At 73.1% G+C, this 22,009-nt stretch carries 21 protein-coding genes; 9 read left to right on the plus strand and 12 right to left on the minus strand.

Annotated features, from left to right (window positions below; translation table 11 throughout):
- Window positions 1-223: 223 nt before the first annotated feature.
- The 3 genes from AB0E88_RS05455 (at window position 224) to AB0E88_RS05465 (ending at window position 4,206) form a co-directional block, all read left to right on the plus strand.
- Window positions 224-1,648 (plus strand): APC family permease, encoded by a 1,425-nt coding sequence (locus tag AB0E88_RS05455; RefSeq protein ID WP_361624164.1) that lies wholly within the window; start codon window positions 224-226, stop codon window positions 1,646-1,648.
- 54 nt (window positions 1,649-1,702) lie between these two features.
- A complete protein-coding gene (locus AB0E88_RS05460) occupies window positions 1,703-3,349 on the plus strand; it encodes an amidohydrolase (protein ID WP_361624167.1) in 1,647 nt (548 codons plus the stop codon).
- 83 nt (window positions 3,350-3,432) lie between these two features.
- On the plus strand, window positions 3,433-4,206 hold the full coding sequence (locus AB0E88_RS05465) for an SDR family oxidoreductase (RefSeq protein ID WP_361624170.1): 774 nt from the start codon (window positions 3,433-3,435) through the stop codon (window positions 4,204-4,206).
- Window positions 4,207-4,263: 57 nt separating this feature from the next.
- Here the strand turns inward: AB0E88_RS05465 and AB0E88_RS05470 are convergent, their stop codons facing one another.
- Window positions 4,264-5,100, minus strand: coding sequence for an enoyl-CoA hydratase/isomerase family protein (locus AB0E88_RS05470; protein WP_361624173.1), 837 nt, complete (start codon window positions 5,098-5,100; stop codon window positions 4,264-4,266).
- A gap of 57 nt (window positions 5,101-5,157) precedes the next feature.
- On the minus strand, window positions 5,158-6,462 hold the full coding sequence (locus AB0E88_RS05475) for a DUF3533 domain-containing protein (RefSeq protein WP_361624176.1): 1,305 nt from the start codon (window positions 6,460-6,462) through the stop codon (window positions 5,158-5,160).
- Window positions 6,463-6,669: 207 nt separating this feature from the next.
- Here AB0E88_RS05475 and AB0E88_RS05480 point away from each other — a divergent pair, with 207 nt between their 5' ends.
- Entirely contained in the window at window positions 6,670-7,092 is a 423-nt protein-coding gene (locus AB0E88_RS05480) for a hypothetical protein (RefSeq protein WP_361624179.1), read from the plus strand.
- 96 nt (window positions 7,093-7,188) lie between these two features.
- Here the strand turns inward: AB0E88_RS05480 and AB0E88_RS05485 are convergent, their stop codons facing one another.
- On the minus strand, window positions 7,189-8,520 hold the full coding sequence (locus AB0E88_RS05485) for a phosphatase PAP2 family protein (RefSeq protein WP_361624182.1): 1,332 nt from the start codon (window positions 8,518-8,520) through the stop codon (window positions 7,189-7,191).
- 180 nt (window positions 8,521-8,700) lie between these two features.
- Complete coding sequence (locus tag AB0E88_RS05490) at window positions 8,701-9,246, minus strand: helix-turn-helix domain-containing protein (RefSeq protein WP_361624185.1); 546 nt, start codon at window positions 9,244-9,246, stop codon at window positions 8,701-8,703.
- 118 nt (window positions 9,247-9,364) lie between these two features.
- Here AB0E88_RS05490 and AB0E88_RS05495 point away from each other — a divergent pair, with 118 nt between their 5' ends.
- Together AB0E88_RS05495 and AB0E88_RS05500 are read left to right on the plus strand one after the other, a co-directional pair.
- Window positions 9,365-10,636: a benzoate/H(+) symporter BenE family transporter gene (locus AB0E88_RS05495; protein WP_361624188.1), complete on the plus strand. Its 1,272-nt coding sequence runs from the start codon at window positions 9,365-9,367 to the stop codon at window positions 10,634-10,636.
- Window positions 10,637-10,661: 25 nt separating this feature from the next.
- Window positions 10,662-11,333: a 1,4-alpha-glucan branching protein gene (locus AB0E88_RS05500; RefSeq protein ID WP_361624191.1), complete on the plus strand. Its 672-nt coding sequence runs from the start codon at window positions 10,662-10,664 to the stop codon at window positions 11,331-11,333.
- A 138-nt stretch (window positions 11,334-11,471) separates the two neighbouring features.
- On the opposite strand, the gene AB0E88_RS05505 is transcribed toward AB0E88_RS05500, so the two are convergent.
- The 4 genes from AB0E88_RS05505 to AB0E88_RS05520 all read right to left on the minus strand — a co-directional run bounded on the left by AB0E88_RS05505 (window position 11,472) and on the right by AB0E88_RS05520 (window position 15,492).
- On the minus strand, window positions 11,472-12,578 hold the full coding sequence (locus AB0E88_RS05505; protein ID WP_361624194.1) for an XdhC/CoxI family protein: 1,107 nt from the start codon (window positions 12,576-12,578) through the stop codon (window positions 11,472-11,474).
- Window positions 12,579-12,661: 83 nt separating this feature from the next.
- Entirely contained in the window at window positions 12,662-14,065 is a 1,404-nt protein-coding gene (locus tag AB0E88_RS05510; protein WP_361624197.1) for an MFS transporter, read from the minus strand.
- A gap of 93 nt (window positions 14,066-14,158) precedes the next feature.
- The gene (locus AB0E88_RS05515; RefSeq protein ID WP_361624200.1) at window positions 14,159-14,698 is read right to left on the minus strand and encodes a hypothetical protein; all 540 of its coding nucleotides are present in this window, start codon (window positions 14,696-14,698) and stop codon (window positions 14,159-14,161) included.
- Window positions 14,699-14,868: 170 nt separating this feature from the next.
- Window positions 14,869-15,492 (minus strand): TetR family transcriptional regulator, encoded by a 624-nt coding sequence (locus AB0E88_RS05520; protein WP_361624203.1) that lies wholly within the window; start codon window positions 15,490-15,492, stop codon window positions 14,869-14,871.
- Window positions 15,493-15,575: 83 nt separating this feature from the next.
- Between AB0E88_RS05520 and AB0E88_RS05525 the strand changes: the two genes are divergently transcribed.
- Complete coding sequence (locus AB0E88_RS05525) at window positions 15,576-17,027, plus strand: FAD-dependent oxidoreductase (protein WP_361624206.1); 1,452 nt, start codon at window positions 15,576-15,578, stop codon at window positions 17,025-17,027.
- Window positions 17,028-17,053: 26 nt separating this feature from the next.
- Here the strand turns inward: AB0E88_RS05525 and AB0E88_RS05530 are convergent, their stop codons facing one another.
- From AB0E88_RS05530 to AB0E88_RS05540, 3 genes are all read right to left on the minus strand, one after another.
- Complete coding sequence (locus tag AB0E88_RS05530; protein WP_361624376.1) at window positions 17,054-17,791, minus strand: hypothetical protein; 738 nt, start codon at window positions 17,789-17,791, stop codon at window positions 17,054-17,056.
- 89 nt (window positions 17,792-17,880) lie between these two features.
- Window positions 17,881-18,255 carry a TraR/DksA C4-type zinc finger protein gene (locus tag AB0E88_RS05535; protein ID WP_361624209.1) on the minus strand — a complete coding sequence of 125 codons (375 nt, stop codon included), beginning with the start codon at window positions 18,253-18,255 and terminating at the stop codon, window positions 17,881-17,883.
- 77 nt (window positions 18,256-18,332) lie between these two features.
- Entirely contained in the window at window positions 18,333-18,647 is a 315-nt protein-coding gene (locus tag AB0E88_RS05540; RefSeq protein WP_361624212.1) for a TraR/DksA C4-type zinc finger protein, read from the minus strand.
- 329 nt (window positions 18,648-18,976) lie between these two features.
- On the opposite strand from AB0E88_RS05540, the gene AB0E88_RS05545 reads away from it, so the two are divergent.
- On the plus strand, window positions 18,977-19,966 hold the full coding sequence (locus tag AB0E88_RS05545; RefSeq protein WP_361624215.1) for a sensor histidine kinase: 990 nt from the start codon (window positions 18,977-18,979) through the stop codon (window positions 19,964-19,966).
- Window positions 19,967-19,969: 3 nt separating this feature from the next.
- Window positions 19,970-20,653: a response regulator transcription factor gene (locus tag AB0E88_RS05550; protein WP_361624218.1), complete on the plus strand. Its 684-nt coding sequence runs from the start codon at window positions 19,970-19,972 to the stop codon at window positions 20,651-20,653.
- Window positions 20,654-20,800: 147 nt separating this feature from the next.
- On the opposite strand, the gene AB0E88_RS05555 is transcribed toward AB0E88_RS05550, so the two are convergent.
- Entirely contained in the window at window positions 20,801-21,964 is a 1,164-nt protein-coding gene (locus AB0E88_RS05555; RefSeq protein ID WP_361624379.1) for an enolase C-terminal domain-like protein, read from the minus strand.
- Between the last annotated feature and the right edge of the window lie 45 nt (window positions 21,965-22,009).

The raw sequence follows: 22,009 nt of genomic DNA on the forward strand, positions 1-22,009 counted from the left end.
CGGCGCGTCCGCCGCAGCTTGAATGGCGTTCAAATTCTGGGACTCCTCCGCCGGCCTATTGACAGAGCCGTATCCCGGTCCACATCTTGTATGACGTTCAAACTCCCTTGAACCGCATTCAAGGAAGTGTGCCTCTTCCGCCCGCTTCCTCCGCCCGCTTCCTCCGCCCGCTTCCTCCGCCCCTCCCGCCCGCGGCCAGCCGCCCGAACCCGGGGACACCTCCATGACGCATACATCCGCCGACACCCCGCCCGGCGACGCGCCGAGAACGCAGACGTCGCCGCCGACGTCCCCGCCCGCGCCCGCCGCACTGGCCCGGGTCCTCGGACCGGTGGGCGCCGTGCTGCTCACGCTGTCCTGCATCACGCCCGCCTCGTCGCTGTTCATCCTGGTCCCCGAACTGTTCGCCGGTCAGGGCACGGGCGCACCCCTGACCATCGCGGTGGGCATCGTCATCTCGATCGCGGTGGGCGCCTGCTACGCCGAACTGGGCACGCTCACCCCGAGTTCCGGCGGCGAGTACGCCATGGTCGACGCACTGCTCGGGCGGTTCCTCGGCTGGGTGACCTTCGCGATGACCATCGCCATGCTCGTGGTCATCCCGCCGGTGATCGCTCTGGGCACGGCCGACTACCTCGCCGACCTGGTCCGGGTGGACCCGCAGATCGCCGGCTGTGCCGTCATGCTCGTGGCGATCGCGACGGCCGTCCTCGACGTGAAGTCCAACGCCCTGGTGACCGGGGCCTTCCTGGCGCTGGAGGTGGTGGCCGCCGGGGTGGTGGCCGTCCTGGGCCTCGCCCACACCCGCCGCTCCCCGTCGGTACTCGTCCACCCGGAGGTGTCCCAGGCGACCTCCGGGCACCCGACGTTCACCCTGGGGCTCCTCGTCTCCGGGCTCGCCGCGGCGATGTTCGTGGTCAACGGGTTCGGCACCGCCTCCTATCTCGCCGAGGAGATCCACCGGCCCCGCCGCAACGTGGCGCGTGCCGTGTTCTGGTCGCTGTTCATCGGCGCCGCCGTCATCCTGGTGCCCGCCGTCGCGGCGGTGCTGGGCACCGCGTCGACCGACACGCTCTCCACGGCCACCTTCTCGGACCTGGTGCGCGGCTGGGCGGGCGACACCACGGCCACCGTCATCGACCTGTGCGTCGCGCTGGCCATCCTCAACGCGGTCCTCGTCATGGTGCTGCAGAACGCCCGGGTGGTCTACGCGTCGGGCCGGGACCGGGCCTGGCCCGCGCCCGTCAACCGCGCGCTGACCCGGCTGCACCCCCGCTTCGGCTCCCCGTGGGTCGCCACCCTCGTCATCAGCCTGCCCGGAGCGGCACTGGCCTGCTTCGCCGACCTGTCGACGCTGTACGAGGCCACCGGCGCGATCCTGGCCGTCGTCTACGTCCTGCTCGCCCTGGCCGCGCTCGCCGCCCGCCGCGCACCGCTGCGCGACCGGCCGGCCTGGCGGATGCCGCTGTGGCCGCTCGCCCCCGTCGTCGTGCTCGCCTCGGTCGGTTACGTGCTCTACCAGCAAGCCGGACGCGATCTCGCCATCACCGGCGGGGTCGTCGCGGCGGCGGCTCTCTACTACGTCCTCTACCTGCGCCGCCGTCCGCACGACCGCTGGCAGGTCGCCGCTCCCGACGCCGACGACTGACACCTCCCCGTACCGCCCTCGCCCAACCACCGCACCCACCCTGGAGAACAGACCGTGACGCTCCCCTCCCCCGCCCAGCTGGTCCTGCGCAACGCCCGTATCCACACCGTCGACCCGGGCCTGCCCTCGGCCGAGGCGCTCGCCGTACGGGACGGCCGGATCGTGTGGGTGGGCTCCGACGCGGACGCCGACGCGTGGACCGGCCCCGGCACCGACGTCGTCGACGCGGGAGGGCGGCGGGTCCTGCCGGGCTTCGTGGACGCGCACAACCACGTCCGGCTCGGCTCCGACGAGGAGTGCGTGCAACTGGCCGGGGCCCGCTCGCTCACCGAGGTCGCCGCCCGGATCGGCGCCTGGCGCGCACAGCACCCCGCCGCCGCGTGGATCGAGGCGGAGGGCTTCGACTACTCGGTCCTGCCCGACGGCCGGATGCCACGCGCCCGGGACCTCGACGAACTGACCGGCGACACCCCCGCCTTCGTGCTCAGCTACGACGTGCACACCATGTGGCTCAACAGCGCCGCGATGGCCCGGCTCGGTGTGACACGCGGCTGCGGCGAACTGCCCTTCGGCGTCCCCGAGACCGACCCCGCCACCGGCGAACCCACCGGTTTCGTACGGGACTTCGCCGTGCGGGGCCTGTCCCGCGAAGGGCATCGAGCGCTGCGCGAACTGGGTGTGCCCTGGGCCTCCCCGGAGCGCCAGTACGGGCGGCTGCTGCGCAGCCTGGACGACGCCGTGCGCTTCGGCATCACCACCGTCGTGGAGCCCCAGAACTCCCTGGACGATCTGGAGCTGTTCGTCCGCGCGCGCAAGGAGGGCCGGCTGCGCTCGCGGCTGGTGGCCGCGCTGTTCCATCCGCGCGGCACCACCGAGGCCGACCTGGACGAGTTCGCTGAGGCGGCGCGGCGGTTCGACGACGAGTGGATGCGGGTGGGGCCGCTCAAGCTCTACATCGACGACGTGGTCGAGCCGCGCACGGCCGCCCTGCTGGAGCCGTACACGGGCTGCCGGCACCGCGGTGACACCTTCTACCCGCCCGAGGAGTTCACCGAGCTGCTGACCCGGCTCGACGCGCGCGGCTTCCAGTGCTTCGTGCACGCCACCGGGGACCGCGGCATCCGCACCGTGCTGGACGCGGTCGCCCGTGCCCGCGCGGAGAACGGCCCGCGCGACGCCCGCCACCAGGTCGTCCACGTGGAATGCTGCGACCCCGCGGACGTGCCGCGCTTCGCCGGCCTCGGGGTGGTGGCCTGTATGCAGCCGCGCCACTGCGCTCCCGAGATCGCCGGGCCCGGCCAGGACTGGGCGCGCAACGTCGGCCCGGAGCGCTGGCACAAGGCGTGGCCCATGCGCAGCCTGCACCGGGCCGGGGCCACGCTGGCGTTCTCCAGTGACTGGAACGTCGCCGAGATGGATCCCATGGTGGGCCTGTACACGGCGGTGACGCGCCGGCCGCTCGGCGGAGGCGAGGCGTGGATGCCCGAGGAGACGGTGGACATCGAGACCGCGGTGCACGGTTACACGATGGGGTCGGCGTACGCCAACTTCCTCGAGCACGAGCGCGGTTCGCTGTCGGTCGGCAAGGTCGCCGACCTGGTCGTCCTCTCCCGTGACGTCCTCACCGTCGAGCCCGAGGCCATCCCGGGGACCGTGTGCGAGCTGGTCATGGTCGGAGGGGAGATCGTCCACCGCGGCTGAGCGAGCGGGCGTCTCCTATGCTGGCGCCGTCCGCGTACCTCGGTGAAAGGGCCCCGCATCGTGACGACCGTGCAGGATCTCTCATGGGCGTGAGCGCCTCCGCGTCCGGGCGGCGTGTGCTGGTCAGCGGTGCGTCGCGGGGGCTCGGACGGGCCGTGGCGCAGGCGTTCGCCGACGGCGGTGACCGGGTCGCCGTGCACTTCGGGTCGCGTGAGGACGACGCCCGGGTGACGCTCGACTCCCTCGCCGGTTCCGGGCACACCCTGGTCGGGGGCGATCTCGCCGATCCGGCGGGTGCGGCGGCCGTCGTGGACGCGGCGGCCGACGCGCTCGGCGGTGTCGACGTGCTGGTGAACAACGCGGCGGTGAACATCCGCCATCCTCTGCCGGAGACGCCGTACGAGGAGTGGGTGGCGCTCTGGCAGCGGCATGTCTGCGTGAACCTGCTCGCCACGGCGAACCTCAGTCATCTCGCGGCGCGGCGCATGATCGACCAGGGCACGGGCGGACGCATCGTCAACATCGGTTCGCGCGGCGCCTTTCGTGGCGAACCGGACCATCCGGCGTACGGGGCGACGAAGGCGGCGGTGCACGCCCTGGGCCAGTCGCTCGCGGTGTCGCTGGCGCCGTACGGCATCGCCGTGGCCTCGGTCGCGCCCGGCTTCTTCGACACGGAGCGGGTCGCCCCGCGGCTGGAGGGCGCGGAAGGTGCCGCCATCCGCGCGCAGAGCCCGTTCGGGCGCGTCGCCTCCGCGCAGGAGATCGCGGCGGCCGTCGTATGGCTCGCCTCGCCGGCCGCGGAATGGGCCTCCGGCACGATCCTGGACCTCAACGGGGCGTCGCATCTGCGCACGTGACCGCTGGGGGCGGCCGATACCGTCGCCCGGTGCGGCCTGTCTCCGGTGCCCGGCGGGTCAACCGGGGAAGTCCGCCACAGCCGTGCCGAGGTCGCGTTCCGTCTCCCCCACACGGCTCAGACCCCGCTCGGTCAGACGGGCCAGGCGCTCGCGGGTTTCGGGCAGGCTGATCAGACTCTGAAACATCGCGGCGTCGGAACGGACGTGTGCGGGCTCGGCCAGCGTGAGGTCGTTGACGGCGCGCTTGGCGGCCTGCACCCCCTGGGGCGGGAAGCCGGCGATGCGCTTGGCCAAGCGCTCGACGAAGCCGTCCAGTTCGGCGTCGGGCAGGGCGCGGTTGATCCAGCCGTAGTGTTCGGCGAGGTCGGCGTCGAAGTCGTCCGCGCCGGCGATGGCTTCGATGGCGCGGGTACGGCCGAGTCGCCGGGCCAGGTGCTGGATGCCGCCCGCGCCGGGCAGGGCACCGGTCCCGGACTCGAACTGGCCGAAGACCGCGTTCTCCCGCGAGGCGAAGATCATGTCGCAGGCCAGGGCGAGTTCGTTGCCACCGCCGCGGGCCCGGCCGCGCACCTTGGCGATGGTGATCACCGGCACGCGCGCCAGCCGGTGCAGGAACATGCCGAGCGAGGCGTCACCGGGGCCGCCGGCCTTCGCGGCCTCCGCGGTGTACTGCGGGACCTCGGTGAGATCCACGTGCGCGCAGAAGTAGTCCGGCGAGGCGCTGTCGAGGATGACGACGCGCACGTCACCGGGGTCGTTGTGCAGTGTGTCGACGAGGGAGACCAGGTCACGGACCAGTGCGGCACCAAGGAGGTTGAGGGGGCCGGCGTCGAGGGTGGCGGACAGGACGCCGGCTTCGAGCCGGGTCCGGATCGAGGAGCGGGCGAAGGTCACGGCGACTCCGGTGAGGGGGGACGCGGGGGGCCCGCGGACTTCGCCCGCACGGCTCGGTCACGATGCCTCGGCGGGTGGTGCGGGAGCCCGGGCGATCAGGCGGTGCAGCCCCTTGCGGTCGTAGTACAGGGTCATGAGGAAACCGAAGAGCAGGGCGAGGGCGACGCCGACGGCGATCATGACCCAGCCACGGGTCAGTCCGGCGTCGGCCCGGGCGTCGAAGTAGAGGATGGCCCGGACGCCGTCGCTCAGTTGCCGCATCGGTTCGAACAGCGCCAGGAAACGGTAGAACCCGGGAACGGCGTGGAGGGGAATCGTCGCCCCCGAGGACGGCAGGGCCAGGGCGATGAAGACGAACATGGACACCACCTGGCCGATCCCGCCGAAGGCCGCGTTGATGGCCTGCACGCCCAGGCCCACGGCCAGGCTCGCGCAGTAGGAGAAGACCCACAGCAGCGGCAGGTGCGTCGCGTCCATGCCCAGGATCCCGATGGCGGCGATCATCAGCAGGCTGGTGGTGAGCACGGTGATGGCCGCGCTCATGAGCATCTTCAGCAGCAGTGTCTGGGTGCGGCTGATCGGCACCGTCGGCCGCCGGGTGTGCCAGGGCCCGATCTCGTTGTCGGTGTAGCCGAGGCCCGCGTCCACGCCGCTGTGGATGATGTTCGCGCCGATGAAGCCGGTGAGCACCAGGAGCAGTGTGAAGTAGAAGGCGCTCAGGCCGAGGCCGCTGTGCTTGCCGATGGGATGGCCCACCCGCGTGGTGACGGTGACCGGGTCGCCCAGGAGCGTACGTGTGGTGGCGTCGGCCCTCTGGGCGGTCGCCTGTCTCGTCAGCTGCCGGCCGATCGTCAGGGATGCCTGGTGCGCCGCGCGCTGGGTGATCTGGGCGGCCAGGGAGGATCCGAGGCTGCCCAGCCCGGGATTGGTCAGGACGGTGAGAGCGGGCCGTGCGGTGCCCCGGGGCGTCGCCAGCGCCGCCACCGACCGGGTGAAGTCGGCCGGCACGACCAACGCGCCGTAGACCTTGCCCGACGCGAGCTGGTCCTGCAACTGAGCCTGGCTGAGCCGGCGCCACTGCACGGTGCCCGCCGGGGTCGCCGCGATGACCGACCGGCTCACCTGAGCGCCCAGTGTCTGCTGCTGTCCCGGCAGCGGCGGTCCCTGGTCGGAGTCGACCAGGGCGATCGGCAGACGGTGCAGGTTCCCTTGCGGGTCGAGGATGCCGCCCATGTAGAGCAGCGTCAGCAGGAGTGCCACCAGCGCGTACAGGACCGTCGGCACCAGCCAGAGTCTGCCATGACGCGCCACAGCGAAGGAGCGCACGAGCGCCTGCTGCTCTCCGGAACCCGGCGAGGTCATGGGGACTCCAAGGGGGGACACGGCCTGCCTGTCTGATGCCCGCGGGATCACCGGTGCGTGAACGTCACGCGTGCACCTTCCAGGGACGATAACCATCGGTCATCGGCGAGTGACACAAGGACACGTCTCAATGCGGAGTGCCGGCCCGAGGCGCACTCTGGAAGGTGGACCGTCCAGGTCCGTGGAGCCCGACCAGGGGAGCAGGTCATGCCATCCCTACACTTCCACGTGAACTCCTCGATGAGCCCGGCCGAGGTGATGGGCGTGCTGACGAATTTCAGCCCTTCCCGGGTCGAGGAATGGCCCTCCATCGATGCCGAGCACTTCCAGGTCCACGAGCGGGGCGACACCTGGGCGGAGGTGACCGAGGGGAACGGCAAGTCGTGGGAGCGCGCACGCTACGAATGGGACCCCTCGGCGAACAGGGTCACCGTCACCACCCGCGACTCGGTGCCCTTCGGCTCCGGGGGCTGGCAGTTCCGGATGACTCCTACGGGCAGCGGCACCCGCGTCGACGTCAGACTCGAACGGCATCCCACCTCGTTCAGGGCGAAGATGATGTCCTCGATCATCCCCTTCGCCGGGCCGGTATTCCGCAAGTCGTTCAAGGAACCGCTGCACACCACGTAGTCCGGGCCGCCACGACGTGTCGCCGGCCTCGTCGAGGCGCAGATATACGTGAGCGGCGCCCCGGGTCTCACCCGTGGCGCCGCTCGGACCGTCTGCTCAGACCAGTTCCGGCTGGGGCCGGGGCTGGTGCGCCGGCAGCACCTTCACCTCCCACAGACCCATGGTGCGCGCATATCCGTACACCACGGAGGCCATGGCCAGAAGGAGAAGCGGACCGCTCACCCACGGATGCCGGGCCATCTCCATCGGCAGGTAGCGGTACGACACGAGGAGCGCCGTGAAGACCACGGCGCCGTGAACGACCAGCTGGATTCCCGCGCGGTCCCAGCCACGGTCGAACGAGCGCAGGGCCGCCTCGATGGTGAAGGCGAACACCACACCGGCGACCAGATCCACGCCGTAGTGATAACCGAATCCCAGCGTCGCGGTGAGCGTGGCGATCAGCCAGAACGTGCCCGCGTATTGCAGGGCTTTCGGGCCCTTGCGGGAATGCAGGAAAATCGCCGTGGCCCACGCCGTGTGCAGGCTGGGCATGCAGTTGCGCGGGGTGATCTCGTCGTAGGTCATCCAGTGCGGGGCGCTGAGCGCCGGCACGGTGTGGGGCCACAGGTCGGCCACCGCCCAGTGCAGACCACCGGTGCCGAACGCGCCGGTGCCGTAGGCGAAGATGGGGCCGACAGTCGGGAAGATCATGTAGATGCCCGGCCCGACCAGACCGATCACCAGGAAGGTGCGCACCAGGTGGTGCGCCGGGAACCGGCGGTCACGGGCGACGTGGCGCAGCTGGTACAGCGCGACGACGACCGCTGCCACCGCGAGCTGGACGTAGACGTAGTCGAGGATGTGGGCGCCGATCGGGCCGGTGGCCTCGACCATGCGTCCCACCAGCCAGGAGGGGCTGCCGAGCGCGCGGTCGGCCACGGCGACGTACTGGTCGAGCACCGCGGGGCGGGTCTTGGACGTGATCAGCAGCCAGGCGTCGCCCGTCTTGCGGCCGGCCACCAGCAGCAGGCCCAGCCCGACACCCTTCAGCAGCAGCGTCCGCTCCGGGCCGGTGCGGCGGGTGACGGCGATGACCCCGCAGCCCAGCACGACCCACAACGCGCCGGTGCCGAAGGGGTGGCCGCCGGTCGCCTGGGCGCCGGCCACCCAACGCACCAGCCAGAGGACGGCGTCGACACCGACTGCCACGCCCGCCGCCATCCACCGTTCCCGCCAGGTGAGCACCACCATCGTCAGCGCCATGCCGGCGTAGAGCAACGGACCCGATTTCGGCGCGGATATCAGCTCGCGCGCCTGATCGGTGATCGGTCCCGGCTCCCCGTAGTGACGTGCGGCGATCTCCAGGGTGATGAGGAAAGCGAGGGTCACCACGCCCATCGCGGTCCACAGCGCCGCTCGTGACGGACGCCACGCGCCGGACTTCATTGTGTTGTCTGCTCGCGAAGGCACCCGCGATGGTCTGGATATCAATTTTTCAGCCGATTTGTCAGATATAAGTGTGCGATCGTTTTTTAGTTCGATCATGTTAGCGGAGTGTTTGCCTGGTGTGGCCCTCGCGGCCATGAAAAGCAACCCGGCCTTTTCGCGGGGGTGTTCCTCGGCATGTCACAGGGCGGCGGCCGAATAGCGCACGAAGAGGATGCCGTGCACGTCGCCGCCCGGAGCGCTGTAGAGGTGCGGGATGTCGGCCGGCCAGGACACCGACGTACCCGGCCCGGCCGTGGCCGGGGCTCCGAGGACGCCGACGACGGCCGTGCCACTGAGGATCACCAGCGTCTCGCTCGTGCCCGGGACGTGCGCGGCCGACTCCTGCGTGGCACCGGCGGCGATGGTGATGCGGAAGATGTCGGTGACCGCGTCGGCGTCCTCGTGCCGCTCGATCAGGGCCGCGGTGACCGCGCTGCCGGAGACGGCGCCCTCGTGCTCCTCGGCGCGTGACGGCGGGGCGTCGCCGAGGACCGCGCTGAGCGGCCGGTTCAGTGCCGTGGTCAGCGCGTAGAGGGTCTCCAGGGTGGGGTTGCGGGTACCGCTCTCGAGCTCGGACAGGGTGCCCTTGCCCACGCCGGAGCGCCGCGCCAACTCCGACAGCGACAGGCCCCGTTGCGTGCGCAGCTCCCGGAGCCTGCGCCCCACCTCGTCGTTCAGCCCCATCGCCGGATCCTGCTTCCGCCCTCGTCGGCCGCGGTTGACGGTCCCGGCCCTTCTCCCTAGTGTTCCACATACAGAACGTTCTGTTTACAGAACGCCCCTCCTCCTCGAGAAGTCGCCCATGTCCTCCTTCACCACCCGCGTCCGCGCGGGCGCACCGCCGTCCGCCGTGGCCGCCGGGCTGATCGCCGTCACCGTGGGCGTCACCAGTTCCGCCGCGCTCGTGTTCACCGCGGCGAGGGCCGCGGGCGCGGGCCCCCAGGAGATCGGCTCCTGGATGCTCGCGCTCGGCGTCGGGCTCGCCGTCACCTGCGTCGGTCTCTCGCTGCGGTATCGCGCGCCCGTCGTCACCGCCTGGTCGACACCGGGCGCGGCCCTGCTGTCGACCGGCCTCGCCGGGGTGCCGATGCGGCAGGCGGTCGGCGCGTTCGTGTTCTCGGCGCTGCTCGTCCTCGTCACCGGCGTGACCGGCTGGTTCGCCCGCGCCATGGACCGCGTCCCGGTGCCCCTCGCCGCGGCCCTGCTCGCGGGGGTGCTGCTGCGCTTCGGCACCGGTCTCTTCAGCACGATGCACGGCCATTTCGCCATCGCGTTCCCGGTGTTCGCGCTCTACCTCCTGGCGCGCCGCTTCGCGCCCCGCTACGCGGTGCTCGTCGCGCTCGGCGGCGGCGTGCTCGCCTCGGTCGTCACCGGCGGCTGGCACACGGACACCCTGCGGGTCTCACTCGCCACGCCGGTCCTCGTCACGCCGGCCTTCGACTGGAAGGTCCTCATCAGTGTCGGCGTCCCGCTGTTCGTCGTCACGATGGCCTCGCAGAATCTGCCCGGCGTCGCCGTCCTGCGCGGCTCGGGCTACGACGTACCCGTGTCGCCGCTGATGTCCTGGACCGGAGCGGTCAACGTCCTGCTGGCCCCGTTCGGCGCGTTCGGGCTGAACCTCGCCGCCATCACGGCCGCCATCTGCACCGGCCCGGAAGCGCATCCCGACCGCGCCAAGCGGTACGTCGCCGGCGTCTGGGCCGGGGTGTTCTACCTCTGTGTCGGCGTCTTCGGCGCCACGGTCGCCTCGCTGCTCACCGCCATGCCGCAGGCGCTGGTGCTCGCCACGGCGGGCGTCGGACTGCTGGCCACGATCGAGAACTCGCTGGCCACGGCCCTGTCCGACAAGGAGTCACGGGAGGCCGCGATCGTCACCTTCCTCGCCACCGCCTCCGGAATCACCCTCCTCGGCATCGGCTCCGCCTTCTGGGGCCTGCTCGCCGGCGCACTCACCGCCGTCATCGCCCGCACGGGACGCCGGTCCCCACGCACACCGGCGCACCCCTCTCCGCCGGCCCAGGACGGCGCATCGGACACCCCGGCACCGCGCCGGTGCGAGGATGTCGAGGCCTGATCATCCGACGGAAGGGAACCTCGGCATGGCCGTCATCCACCGGACTTTCCTGAAGCCCGGCAAACTGGAACTGCTCACCTCCTGGCTTCCCACCCGCCCGTGGTACCGCGGTGGCGCGGCCGGGCCGGAGCTGGCCAAGGCCGGGGGCTTCCGGCTGGACGACCCCGACGGCGCGGTGGGGATCGAGTTCATGGTGGTCACCGACGTCTCAGGCGCCGAGCCGGTCACCTACCTGGTGCCGCTCACCTACCGCGACGCCCCGCTCGACGGGGCCGAGCACGCCCTCGTCGGCACCGCCGAGCACGGCGTCCTCGGCCGGCGCTGGGTCTACGACGGCTGCCACGACCCGGTGCTGGTCACGGAGTTGCTGGCCCTGGTCGAGGGCACGGCGCAGGCCCAGGACCAGAACGTAAGCGACACCCCCGCCCCGGACGTCTCCCGCTCCCGCAGCGGCGAGGCCCCGCTCGCCCCGGACCTCGGCCGGGTCCCCGCCGACGACCGGGACGGCACCGACCTGCCCCTGTCGCAGGGCACCACGCTGCGAGTGCGCCGGCTCCTGCGGCCCGCGCCGGACGGCGCGCCCGTCCTCCCGCCCGGAGCGATCGGCCACGTCGCCGCGCCCTGGAACCTGCCGGACGGCACCCGCACGAAGGGGCTGATCGCCGTTCTGCACAGCGGTCGCGGCACCGAGGAGTGACAGCCCCGGCGGCGGCCGGATGTGCGTGACCACCCACGGCCGTTGCGTCTGGAGGACGCCCACGCTGTGACCCTTGCCGGCCGGGCGGCCCCTCAGGATCTCGCCCGGCCGGCATCCGCCTGCCGCGCCGGCTCGCGCTCAACCGGCCGGCGGCGGGTGGATGGCCCCGCTGGTCACGGTGAGCGGTGTCCCGGTGCCGCTCCAGCGCAGGGCGACGATCTCGGCGGCGACGGACACCGCGACCTCCTCGGGGGTGCGGGCCCCGAGGTCGAGGCCGAGCGGTGAGCGAAGCCGGGCCAGCTCCTGCGCCGTCACCCCGGCATCCGTCAGCCTCGCCGCCCGGTCGTCGTGGGTACGGCGACTGCCCATCGCCCCGATGTAGGCGGCCGGCCGGCGCAGTGCCTCCTCGAGGAGCGGCACGTCGAACTTGGGGTCGTGGGTGAGGACGCAGATCACCGTGCGCTCGTCGGTGACGGTCCCGGCGAGATACCGGTGCGGCCAGTCCACGACGACCTCGACTCCCGCCGGGAACCGCTGAGGCGTGGCGAAGACCGGGCGCGCGTCGCACACGGTGACCCGGTAGCCCAGGAAGCCGCCGATCCGGGCCACCGCGGCCGCGTAGTCGATGGCCCCGAAGACCAGCATGCGCGGCGGTGGCGCGAAGGACTGCAGGAAGACGGTCACGTCGTCCTCGCGGCGCTCCCCGCGCGGCCCGTAGTGCCGCTGGACCGTGGCGCCGAGGGCGAGTTCGCCGCGTGCGTCCGCGGTGACGGCCGCGTCCAGCCCGGAGGTGCCGAGCGTGCCGGCCTCGCGGTCCGGCCACACCGCGAGGCCGGCCCCGCGCGGCGCGGGCCCGTCGACGACCGTGGCCAGGGTCACTGGTTCCCGCGCGGCGACGGACGCGGCGAGCGCCCCGAACACCGGGTCCGTCGCCGGCGTCACGGGCCGCACCAGCAGGGTGATCTCGCCTCCGCAGGTCAGGCCCACGGCGAAGGCGTCCTCGTCGCTGTATCCGAAGGTCGCCAGGCGGGCCTCGCCGCTCGCGACGACCTCCTGCGCGAGTGCGAACGCCGCGCCTTCCACGCAGCCCCCGGACACACTGCCGACGACCTCGTCGTCCGGTCCCACGGCCATCGCGGCGCCGGGCTCGCGGGGCGCGCTGCGGCTGACCGCGACGACCGTGGCCAGCCCGAACGGGACACCGGCGGCGTGCCAGCGTTCCAGCGCCGGCAGGATGTCACGCACGCTGCACTCCTCGGGACGCAGATCGACCGGTCCGGACGTACGTCACTGTAGATCCGTCTTCCGCACGGCAGCGAGCGATCGCCCTACGCCTTGGTGGCCGGGCCCGCCGGGACGCACCGCCACGCGAGCAGCGCGGCGGTCAGATACGCGAGCGCTCCGATGGCCATGCTCTGCCGCAGTCCGGCGGTGTAGCCGGCGGTGGCGAGCAGGCTGCCGCCGAGTGCGACACCGGTGGCGCTGCCGATCTGCCGGGTGGTGTTGAACAGGGCGGAGGCCGCCCCGGCGTGGTCGGGCGGTGCGGCGGCCATCACGGTGGTGGTCGAGCCGGTGAGGGCGAAGGACGTACCGAATCCGGCGGCCATCATGGGGGCGACGAGCAGCGCGTAGGCGGGATCGTCGCCCGCGGCGGTCCAGCCGGCCAGCCCCAGGGCGGCCAGGAGCATGCCGCAGACCACCAGCGGCCGGTCGCCGGTACGACGGGTCAGCCGCCCGGACAGGACGGAGGCGAACATGGTCATGGCCACCGCCGGGAAGAGCGCCAGCCCGGTGCCGAGCGCGCTGTAGCCGCGCTGGTGCTGGAACTCCACACTGGCGGTGAACACCATGCCGTAGAAGCCGAAGTTGAACAGCAGGCCGATGACGCAGGCGCCGCCCATGGGGCGGGAACGCAGCAGGCTCAGCGGCAGGGCGGGTGAGCGGGCCAGCCGCTCACGCACCACGAACGCCGCGGCGGCCGCGGCGGCCAGGAGGAGCCCGGCGACGACGGCCGGGTCGGACCAGCCGCGCCGGCCGGCCTCGTTCAGGGCCGCGGTCAGCAGGGCCACCGTCGCCACCACCGCGCACTGCGCCGGCCAGTCCAGGGACCGGGTGACGCGCCGGGGCGAGGGCGCGACGCAGCGCAGGGTCAGCAGCAGGCAGGCCGCTCCGACGGGCAGGTTGATCAGGAACACCCAGCGCCAGCCGGCGGTGGAGACCAGCAGACCGCCCAGCAGGGGTCCGGCGGACGCCGCGATCCCCGCCATCGAACCCCACAGCCCGAAGGCGCGCGAACGTGCGGCCGGCCGGGGGTAGGCCTGCTGGAGCAGGGCCAGGGAACCGGGCACGATCAGCGCGGCGCCGAGGCCCTCCACCAGCCGGGCGGCCACCAGGAACGGGGCGTCCGGCGCCAGCGCGCACGCGGCCGAGGACACGGTGAACACCGCCACGCCCGCGCAGAAGACGCGGCGGTTGCCGAGCCGGTCGCCGAGCGCACCGGCGGTGAGCAGGAAGGCGGCGAGGACCAGCGTGTAGCCGTCAGTGATCCACTGGATGCCGGTGAGGGACGCCGACAGCTCGCGGCCGATCACCGGCACGGCGACGTTGATGACCGTGACGTCGAGGATGACCATGAAGTACCCGGCGCACACCGCGAGCAGCGGGGCCCAGGAACGCCGCCCGCTCTCGCGGGCCGGTGCGGGCCCGCTGCCGCCGGCCTGCGCGAACGTCATGGTCGTGCCCCCCTTTCCGTTCACGGACGTACGGGATGAAACGTCACCGTAAGGGACACCCGCCGCACGTGCCGGGCATCGGCGCCGCGTGCCTCATCCCTGCCGCGGCTCACCGGCTCCGCGTTCGTCGAGGGCGTCGCGCAGCAGCCGTAGGCGGTCGGCGGGCCGCCCCAGGCCGTTGAGCTCCAGCCGTGCCGCCTCGGTGCGGGCGTCGGGGTGGATGCTGAACGCCAGGTTCAGGGCCTGGTGCACCATCCACTGGTGGTAGGCCAGCAGCCGTCCCGCGTCGTCCCGGGCGTCCACCAGGTCGGGCTCGCTGATCGGCAGCTCCTCCAGGCGGGCGCGCAGCCGGTGGAAGCCGCGGGCGGCCTGACCGCAGCCCTGAGCGGCCTGCCACGTCGCCCCGTCCGGCGCGCCGCACGCGGCCACCGCGAGGTCGGCGGACGACAGCGCCGCCACGGCGTCGTCCAGCACGGCGACCAGCATGCGGAGCTGGGACGCGCGCGGCACCCGGCCGGGCGGCACCGGCCTGCGGGGCCTGAGGCGGCGCAGGGTGCGACGCCAGGCACCCGCGGCGGGAGCGGACCCGGACGGGGCGGGGCCGGGGGGTGCGGGCGAGCCGGGATCGGGCATGGCACCTCCGCGGTCGTCCCGGGCCACCGCCTCCCGCGCGACCGGCACACCTCTGCGACATCTGCGGGCGGATGTACTCCAGTGTGCAGCGCCGGGCGCGTCGAGGACGGCGGCCGGATCCGGGCCGAGGTGATTACGCGGGCGGGCGGGCGGGGGCGACGGGACACCCCTCACAGGTGCCCGGCCAGGCCCTCCGCCAGGAGCGTGAAGGCGTGTTCGGCGTCGGCCACCGCCTGGGGGTAGCGCTCGTCGGCGGACTGACCGCCGTCCAGCGCCCGGAAGTTGTCCATCGACAGCAGCCAGTGCGTGCCGACCACATGGGTGGCCGTCAGACGCGCGGTCAGGGCCGGGACTCCCGCGGTCTCCCGGAGCGCCTCGGTCAGTGCCCGCTCGGACGCCTCCTGGAAGCCGACGGCTCTGGTCCGCAGCGCCGGTGTCTCACGCACCATGCGGGTGAACGCGAGGATCTGCGGGAGGTCGTTGAGGCCGGTGACCGGGTCGCGTTCGGCCAGCGCCCGAAGGAAGTGGTCGCGCAGGGCGGCCAGCGGTCCGACGCCGGCCGGGCGGGTGCGCACCACGCGGGCGGCCTCGTCCTCGTGGTCGGCGAAGCGGTGGACGACGAGGTCCTCCTTGGCCGGGAAGTAGGCGAACACGGTCCGCTTCGAGACCTCGGCGGCCTCCGCCACCTGCGCCACCGACACCTGGTCGAAGCCGTGCTCCAGGAAAAGCGCGATGGCCGCCTCGGAGATGGCGGCGTGCGTGCGTGCCCTCTTGCGTTCCCGTAGCCCTGTCATGCCGCCATCGTAGCCGAAAACTGCACTTGGAGACTTTCTGCACTCAGTGTACTTTTACCCCCAGTGAAGCGACTGGAGGAACGATGACCGACGTGAGCGTGGTGGGCGCCGGGCCCACCGGACTGACGCTGGCCTGCGAACTGGCCCTCGCCGGAGTGGACACCGTGGTGGTGGAACGCCTGGCGCACCGCATCCGGCAGACCAAGGGGGGCGCGATCCAGCCCCGCACCCAGGAGCTGCTGGAACTGCGCGGTCTGCTGGAGCCGATGCAGGCCAGGGCCATGTCACGCGAGCCGGTGGGCGGGCACTTCGCGCTGCTGCCCGTACCCCTGGACTGCACGGCGTGGGACACGGCGCACCCCTATGTGCTCCCGATCCCGCAGTGGGAGATCGAGGAGGTGCTGGAGGAGCGCGCCACGGCCCTGGGCGTGAAGGTGCTGCGCGACACCCCGGTGACGGCGGTGGAGCAGTCGGACGACGGCGTGACGGTGACGGCCGCCGGCCAGCGGCTCGAAGCGCGCTACCTCGTGGCCTGCGACGGCGCGCACAGCACGGTCAGGAAGCTGCTCGGCGTGCCGTTCCCCGGCAGGCCGGGCACGTTCACGGCGGTCCTGGCCGATGTGCGGCTGGCGTCGGTGTCCGACCTCGTCCCCCGGACGCACGGGCACATCAGCACCCTCACGCGCGAGGCGGAGGGCGGCTGGGGCATGCTGGTGCCGCTGGGGGGCGACCGCTACCGGTTCACCGGCGCAGTGGCGGACGGGGCGGAGCCGGCCAAGGACACGCCGGTGACGCTCGAGGAGATCGCCGGACTGCTGCGCCGCGTGTACGGCGAGCAGACCGTGCCGGCCGAGCTGGAGAACGCCTCGCGGTTCAGCGACGCCACCCGGCAGATCGACGGCTACCGCACGGGCCGGGTGTTCTTCGCCGGCGACGCCGCGCACATCCACCCGCCGTTCGGCGGACAGGGCCTCAACCTCGGCGTGCAGGACGCCTTCAACCTCGGCTGGAAGCTGGCGGCCGTGCTGCGGGAGGGCGTGTCGGCGGACCTGCTGGACAGCTACCACACCGAGCGCCATCCGGCCGGAGCCTGGGTCCTGCACATCACCCAGGCACAGCGCGTCTTCGCCGCACCGGGGGCCGGAGCGGACGTCGTCGCCCTGCGCGAGGTCTTCACGGACCTGATGCGCCTGCCCGAGACCAACCGGCACCTGGCCGGGCTCATGTCGGGCCTGTCGCACGCCTACGACGTGCCGGGCGGCCACCCGCTGACCGGTCACCGGGTCCCGGGCGTCGACCCGGCGCTGTTCCGGTCGGGCCGGCCCGTCCTGCTGGACCTGGCCGGCATCCTCCCGCCGGCCCTCGGCGCCGTCCGCGCGGAGCCGGTGGCCGGGCTGCCCGGCGCCGTGCTGGTGCGCCCCGACGGCTACGCGGCCTGGGCGGCGGACACGGACCCCGACCTGGACGCCCTCACCGCCCAGCCGTGCTGGTCCCTCCTGCCCGTGGGCCGACAGGCGTCGACCGGGCCGGCGTGACCGGGCGCACCCCCTGGCCGCGCACCTCAAAGGAGCGTGGCCGGCCCGGCCGTGGGCGGGAGGGTGGACGGGTGGCCGAGGGCGGCGTGCAGGAGGCGGGCGGCGCCGCGGACGGCCGCGGTGTGCGGGGCCGGAACCACCCGCAGCGGTGCGGCGAGCCGGGCCGTGAGGTGATGGGTGACCTCGGGACGCAGGGCGCCGCCGCCGGCCAGGAGGGTGCCGCGGCGCAGGGCGTCGAGGGTGAGGGAGGTGCGGTCCTGGCGCAGCATCGCGGTGAGCATCCGCGCCGCCGCCTCGGCGAGTTGCTCGGCCGTGGTCTCCTCGTCCAGGTCGCCGGTGCCGAGGGCGGTGCGGCGGGCGTCGGTGACGGCGCCGTCGCACAGCAGCACCGCCTCGGTGAGATGGGCGCCGATGTCCAGCACCAGCAGCGGGCCGGACAGATCCGTGCCCGCGGCCAGGGCGATGCCCCGTGCCGCGGGCACGCTGAGCACGGTGTGCGGACGCAGTGCCTCGACGGCGGTGCGGGCCTCGGCGCGGTAGGCGATGCCGTCGAGGACGGGGGTGGTGACGAGGACCGTCGGGCGGACGGAGCGGGGCAGGTGGTCGCCCAGCAGGCGCCGCAGCATCCGCGCACAGCCCGGCGTGTCGATGATGGCGCCGCGCTGGACGGGGTGGACGGCTCCGGTGCCGGGGTGGGTGACCGTCGGCACGTCGACGACCACACCGCGGCCGGTGATCCAGGCGCGGGTGCGGGCGCTGCCCATGTCGAGAGCGATGCCGTGGCGGCGGCGCCGCGACGGCCAGGCCGGCTGACGGACCGCGCCCGCCTGCGCGGCCGGGAGGTGGGCGCCGGTCACCGCGCCGCCTCCTTCACCTGCTGGCAGCGGGCGCAGTAGCGGGCCTGGGGCACGATCGTCAGCCGTTCCCGGTCCACGGGGCGCCGGCACAGATGGCAGGTGCCGTAGGTGCCCGCGTCCATGCGCTCCAGGGCCGCTTCGACGTCGGCGAGGACCATACGGGCGGAGGCGGCGAGCTTGGCCCGGACCTCGAGCCGCGCGGCGGTCTGCTCCCGCAGCCGGTCCTCGGCACCGGAGCCGGCCGGAGCGGCCGGCCGGCGCAGCTGTTCCCGGCGGAACTGGCGCTGCTCGAGCAGGTTCTCGCGCAGCGCGGCGAGGTCCGCGACCGACAGGTGCGTCACACTGACGCCGATGGTCCGGTGGTTCACCATGTCACCTCTTTCCGAGGGCTGGGCGCGCCTTTCGGAGGGCCGGGCGCGTCTTTTCCGGGGCCGGGCGCGGGCGGTGGTCAGGCGGTCCGGCGCCGGCAGGCGACACAGTGGCGGGTGTAGGGCAGGATCTCCAGCCGCTCGGCGGGGATGGGCTCGGCGCACTCCAGACACGTGCCGTAGCTGCCGTCCTGAAGGCGGGTGAAGGCTTCCTCGATCTCCTTCAGGACGCCCTCCATCGCCGTGCGCTGCGCGGACAGCAGGTGGTCGTCCCGGCTGCTGCGCCCGGTCTCGTCGAGCGCGTGCAGCTGGGCCAGGCGGGAGGTGCGGGCGCGTTCCAGGCGCCGGCGGGCCTCGTGCAGGTGGGGTTCGGCCCGGGTGGCGTCGAGCGTCATGGTCCATCCCTTCTCGGCGGCGTACGGCGCGCGCTCCCTGAGGAGCCCGCGTGTCCTCACACCCTCGCCCGCCCGCCGGCGAGCGCCTATCGGGCGCGGACCCCATTTCGGCCGGGGCGCGAGGTGTATCCGGCGGCACCGTGAGGACGGCGTACCCCGGGAAATGGGGGTCGGGCCCCATCGACCGGTGACCGGGTGCGAGGGCAGGCTGGCGTCGGGCTCCTGCGAGCACCCGCCGGCCGCCGGCGTCCGACACGCGACGGCCGCCGCCCACCCATGGCGAGACGCCATGGGCACCCCTTCACGTCACAGAGGAGAGGCGCGGTCCCGTGTCCTTGTTCTGGCGGATCTTCACCCTCAACGCCGTGGTGCTGGGTACGGCCACCGCCCTGCTGCTGTGGGCTCCGGTGACCGTGTCGGTGCCGGTGGTGCTCACCGAGGCGGTCATCCTGGTCGGCGGTCTGGGCGTCATGCTGGTCGCCAACGCCGCGCTGCTGCGGCTGGGCCTGGCGCCGCTGGAACGGCTCACGAAGCTGATGACGACCGTGGATCTGCTGCGCCCCGGTCAGCGTCTGCCCGCCCGCGGCGGTGGCGAGGTGGCCGAGCTGATCCGCACGTTCAACGCCATGCTGGAGCGGCTGGAACAGGAGCGGGCCGCCAGCAGTGCCCGGGTGCTGCTGGCGCAGGAGGCCGAACGCCGCCGTATCGCGCAGGAGTTGCACGACGAGGTCGGCCAGAGCATGACGGCGGTCCTGCTGGGGCTCAAGCGCGCCACGGACGACGCGCCGCCACCGCTGCGTGATCTCCTGCGCGAGGTGCAGGAGATCACCCGGGACAGCCTGGACGAGGTCCGCCGCCTGGTACGGCGGTTGCGGCCCGGCGTGCTGGACGACCTCGGGCTGGTCAGCGCGCTGACCTCCCTCACGGAGGAGATCGCCACCCACACCGGGCTGAAGATCACCCGCCGTTTCGACGCCGGCCTGCCCGCGCTGGGGCCGGAGACGGAGCTGGTCCTGTACCGCGTCGTGCAGGAGTCGCTGACCAACGCCGCCCGCCACGCGGACGCGGAACGGGTCACGGTGGCCCTGCGGCACACCGACGGCCGGATCGAGCTGGCGGTCACCGACGACGGACGAGGCATCGACGTGCCCTGCGAGGGCGCGGGCATCCGCGGCATGCGCGAGCGGGCCCTGCTCGTCGACGGCAGCCTCACGATCTCCTCGGTGGACGGCGAGGGCCCCGGCGCCGCGACCGAGAGCGGACCGAGGACCGGCACCCGGGTCCGGCTCACCGCGCCCCTGGCCGAAAGGCAGGCGTGAGCCATGACCGACACGAACACCTCCCCCACCGCGCGGTCGCGCACGATCCGCGTCCTGCTCGCCGACGACCACGCGCTGGTGCGCCGCGGTGTGCGCCTCATCCTCGACCAGGAGCCGGACCTCGACGTGGTCGCCGAGGCCGGGGACGGCGCCGAGGCCATCGAGCTGGCCCGCACCCACGACATCGACCTGGCCGTGCTCGACATCGCCATGCCCCGGCTGACCGGACTGCAGGCCGCGCGGGAACTGACCGCCCTCCGGCCGGGCCTGCGGATCCTGATGCTCACCATGCACGACAACGAGCAGTACTTTTTCCAGGCCCTCAAGGCAGGGGCCGGCGGCTATGTGCTGAAGTCGGTCGCCGACCAGGACCTGGTCGCCGCCTGCCGGGCCGCGATGCGCAACGAGCCGTTCCTGTACCCGGGCGCGGTCACCGCGCTGATCCGCACCTACCTCGAGCGGGTCGGACACGGCGAGGTGTCCCCCGAACAGATCCTGACACCGCGTGAGGAAGAGGTCCTGAAGCTGGTCGCGGAGGGACACTCCTCCCGACAGATCGCCGACCTGCTGTTCATCAGCGTCAAGACCGTGCAGCGGCACCGCGCCAACCTGCTGCACAAGCTGGGCCTGCGCGACCGGCTGGAACTCACCCGGTACGCCATCCGCGCCGGTCTGATCGAGCCCTGAGCGCCGCACGGTGTCCCAGCTGCCCGCGCGCCTGACGGCCGGATCAGTGGCTTCACCCTCAAGGCTCCCGCGGCGTCGTCGGCCAACGCGGCGCGGGTTCCCGTGGCCGCGGTCCCCGGGCTCGTGCGGACGCGGGCGGCTCCGGGCTCACTCGCTCCGGGACCCGTACACGCGGTAGCGCTCGGCGTCGGCCCACTTGACGTCCAGGCCGAGGCCGGGGCGGGAGGGGTCGGGGCGCAGGGCGCCGCCCTCGGGTGACAGCGTGCCGTCGAACAGCAGGCGTTCGACGCGGACATGGTCGTGGAAGTACTCCAGGTGCCGCAGCCGGCGTACGGCGCAGAACGCGTGCGCCGACAGCGCCGGCGCGCAGTGGGCCGACAGGTCCAGGTGGTGGGCGGCCGCCAGGCCGGCCGTCTCGAGGATCCCGGTGATGCCGCCGCAGCGGGTGACGTCGGCCTGGAGGCAGTCCACGGCGGGGCCCTCGACGAGGTTGGCGAAGTCCTGGGTGGTGTAGGCGTACTCGCCCGCCGCGATCTCCAGCCGTCCGGGGCCCTGCTCGCGCAGCATGCGCAGGCCCTCCAGGTCGGCCGAGGAGACGGGCTCCTCGAACCAGCGCACGTCCCACTCCTCGTGGAACCGGCGGGACCAGTACAGCGCCTCCTTGCGGCTGAGCGCCCCGTTGGCGTCGGTGAAGATCTCGGACGCGTCACCCACCGCCTCGCGGACGGCCGTCAGCCGCTGCGGGTCGCGCTCCGGCTCCCGCGAGGTCTTGAGCTTGACCCGGGGGATGCCCTGGTCGGTCCACGCGCCGAGCTGCTCGGCGAGCCGGTCGAGCGGGTAGTTGGTGAAGCCGCCGCTGCCGTACACCGGGACCCGGTCGTGGACGGCGGGCAGCACGTGCACGAGCGGCAGTCCCAGCAGCCGTGCCTTGAGGTCCCACAGGGCGACGTCCACGGCGGAGACGGCCATGGCACCGACGCCGGGGCGGCCGGCGTTGCGGATCTGCTGCTGCATGTCGTGCCACAGCGCCGGTGGCGAGGTGACCTTCCGCTCTTTCAGGACAGGCACGAGCTTGGAATCGGTGAACGCGGCGACCGACACGTCCCCGTAGGTGTAGCCGACGCCGAACATGCCGCCGGCGTGCACCCGCACCAGCACCATCGTCGTGGAGTCCCATTCCAGGGTGCCGTCCTGCTCCCGGCCGTCGGGGCCGTCGGTCGGCACCTCGAAGGCGTGTACGTCGACGGCGTCGACGCGGCATGCGTCCAGCCCTGCCGGATCCACCCCTGTGCCGGTGCTGCCCACGCCCACCACGACGGACTCCCTCCACGCGCCTGTGTCCTCAAGGGGTGACCC

The organism is Streptomyces sp. NPDC028635, from assembly GCF_040637635.1.
Lineage (GTDB): Bacteria > Actinomycetota > Actinomycetes > Streptomycetales > Streptomycetaceae > Streptomyces.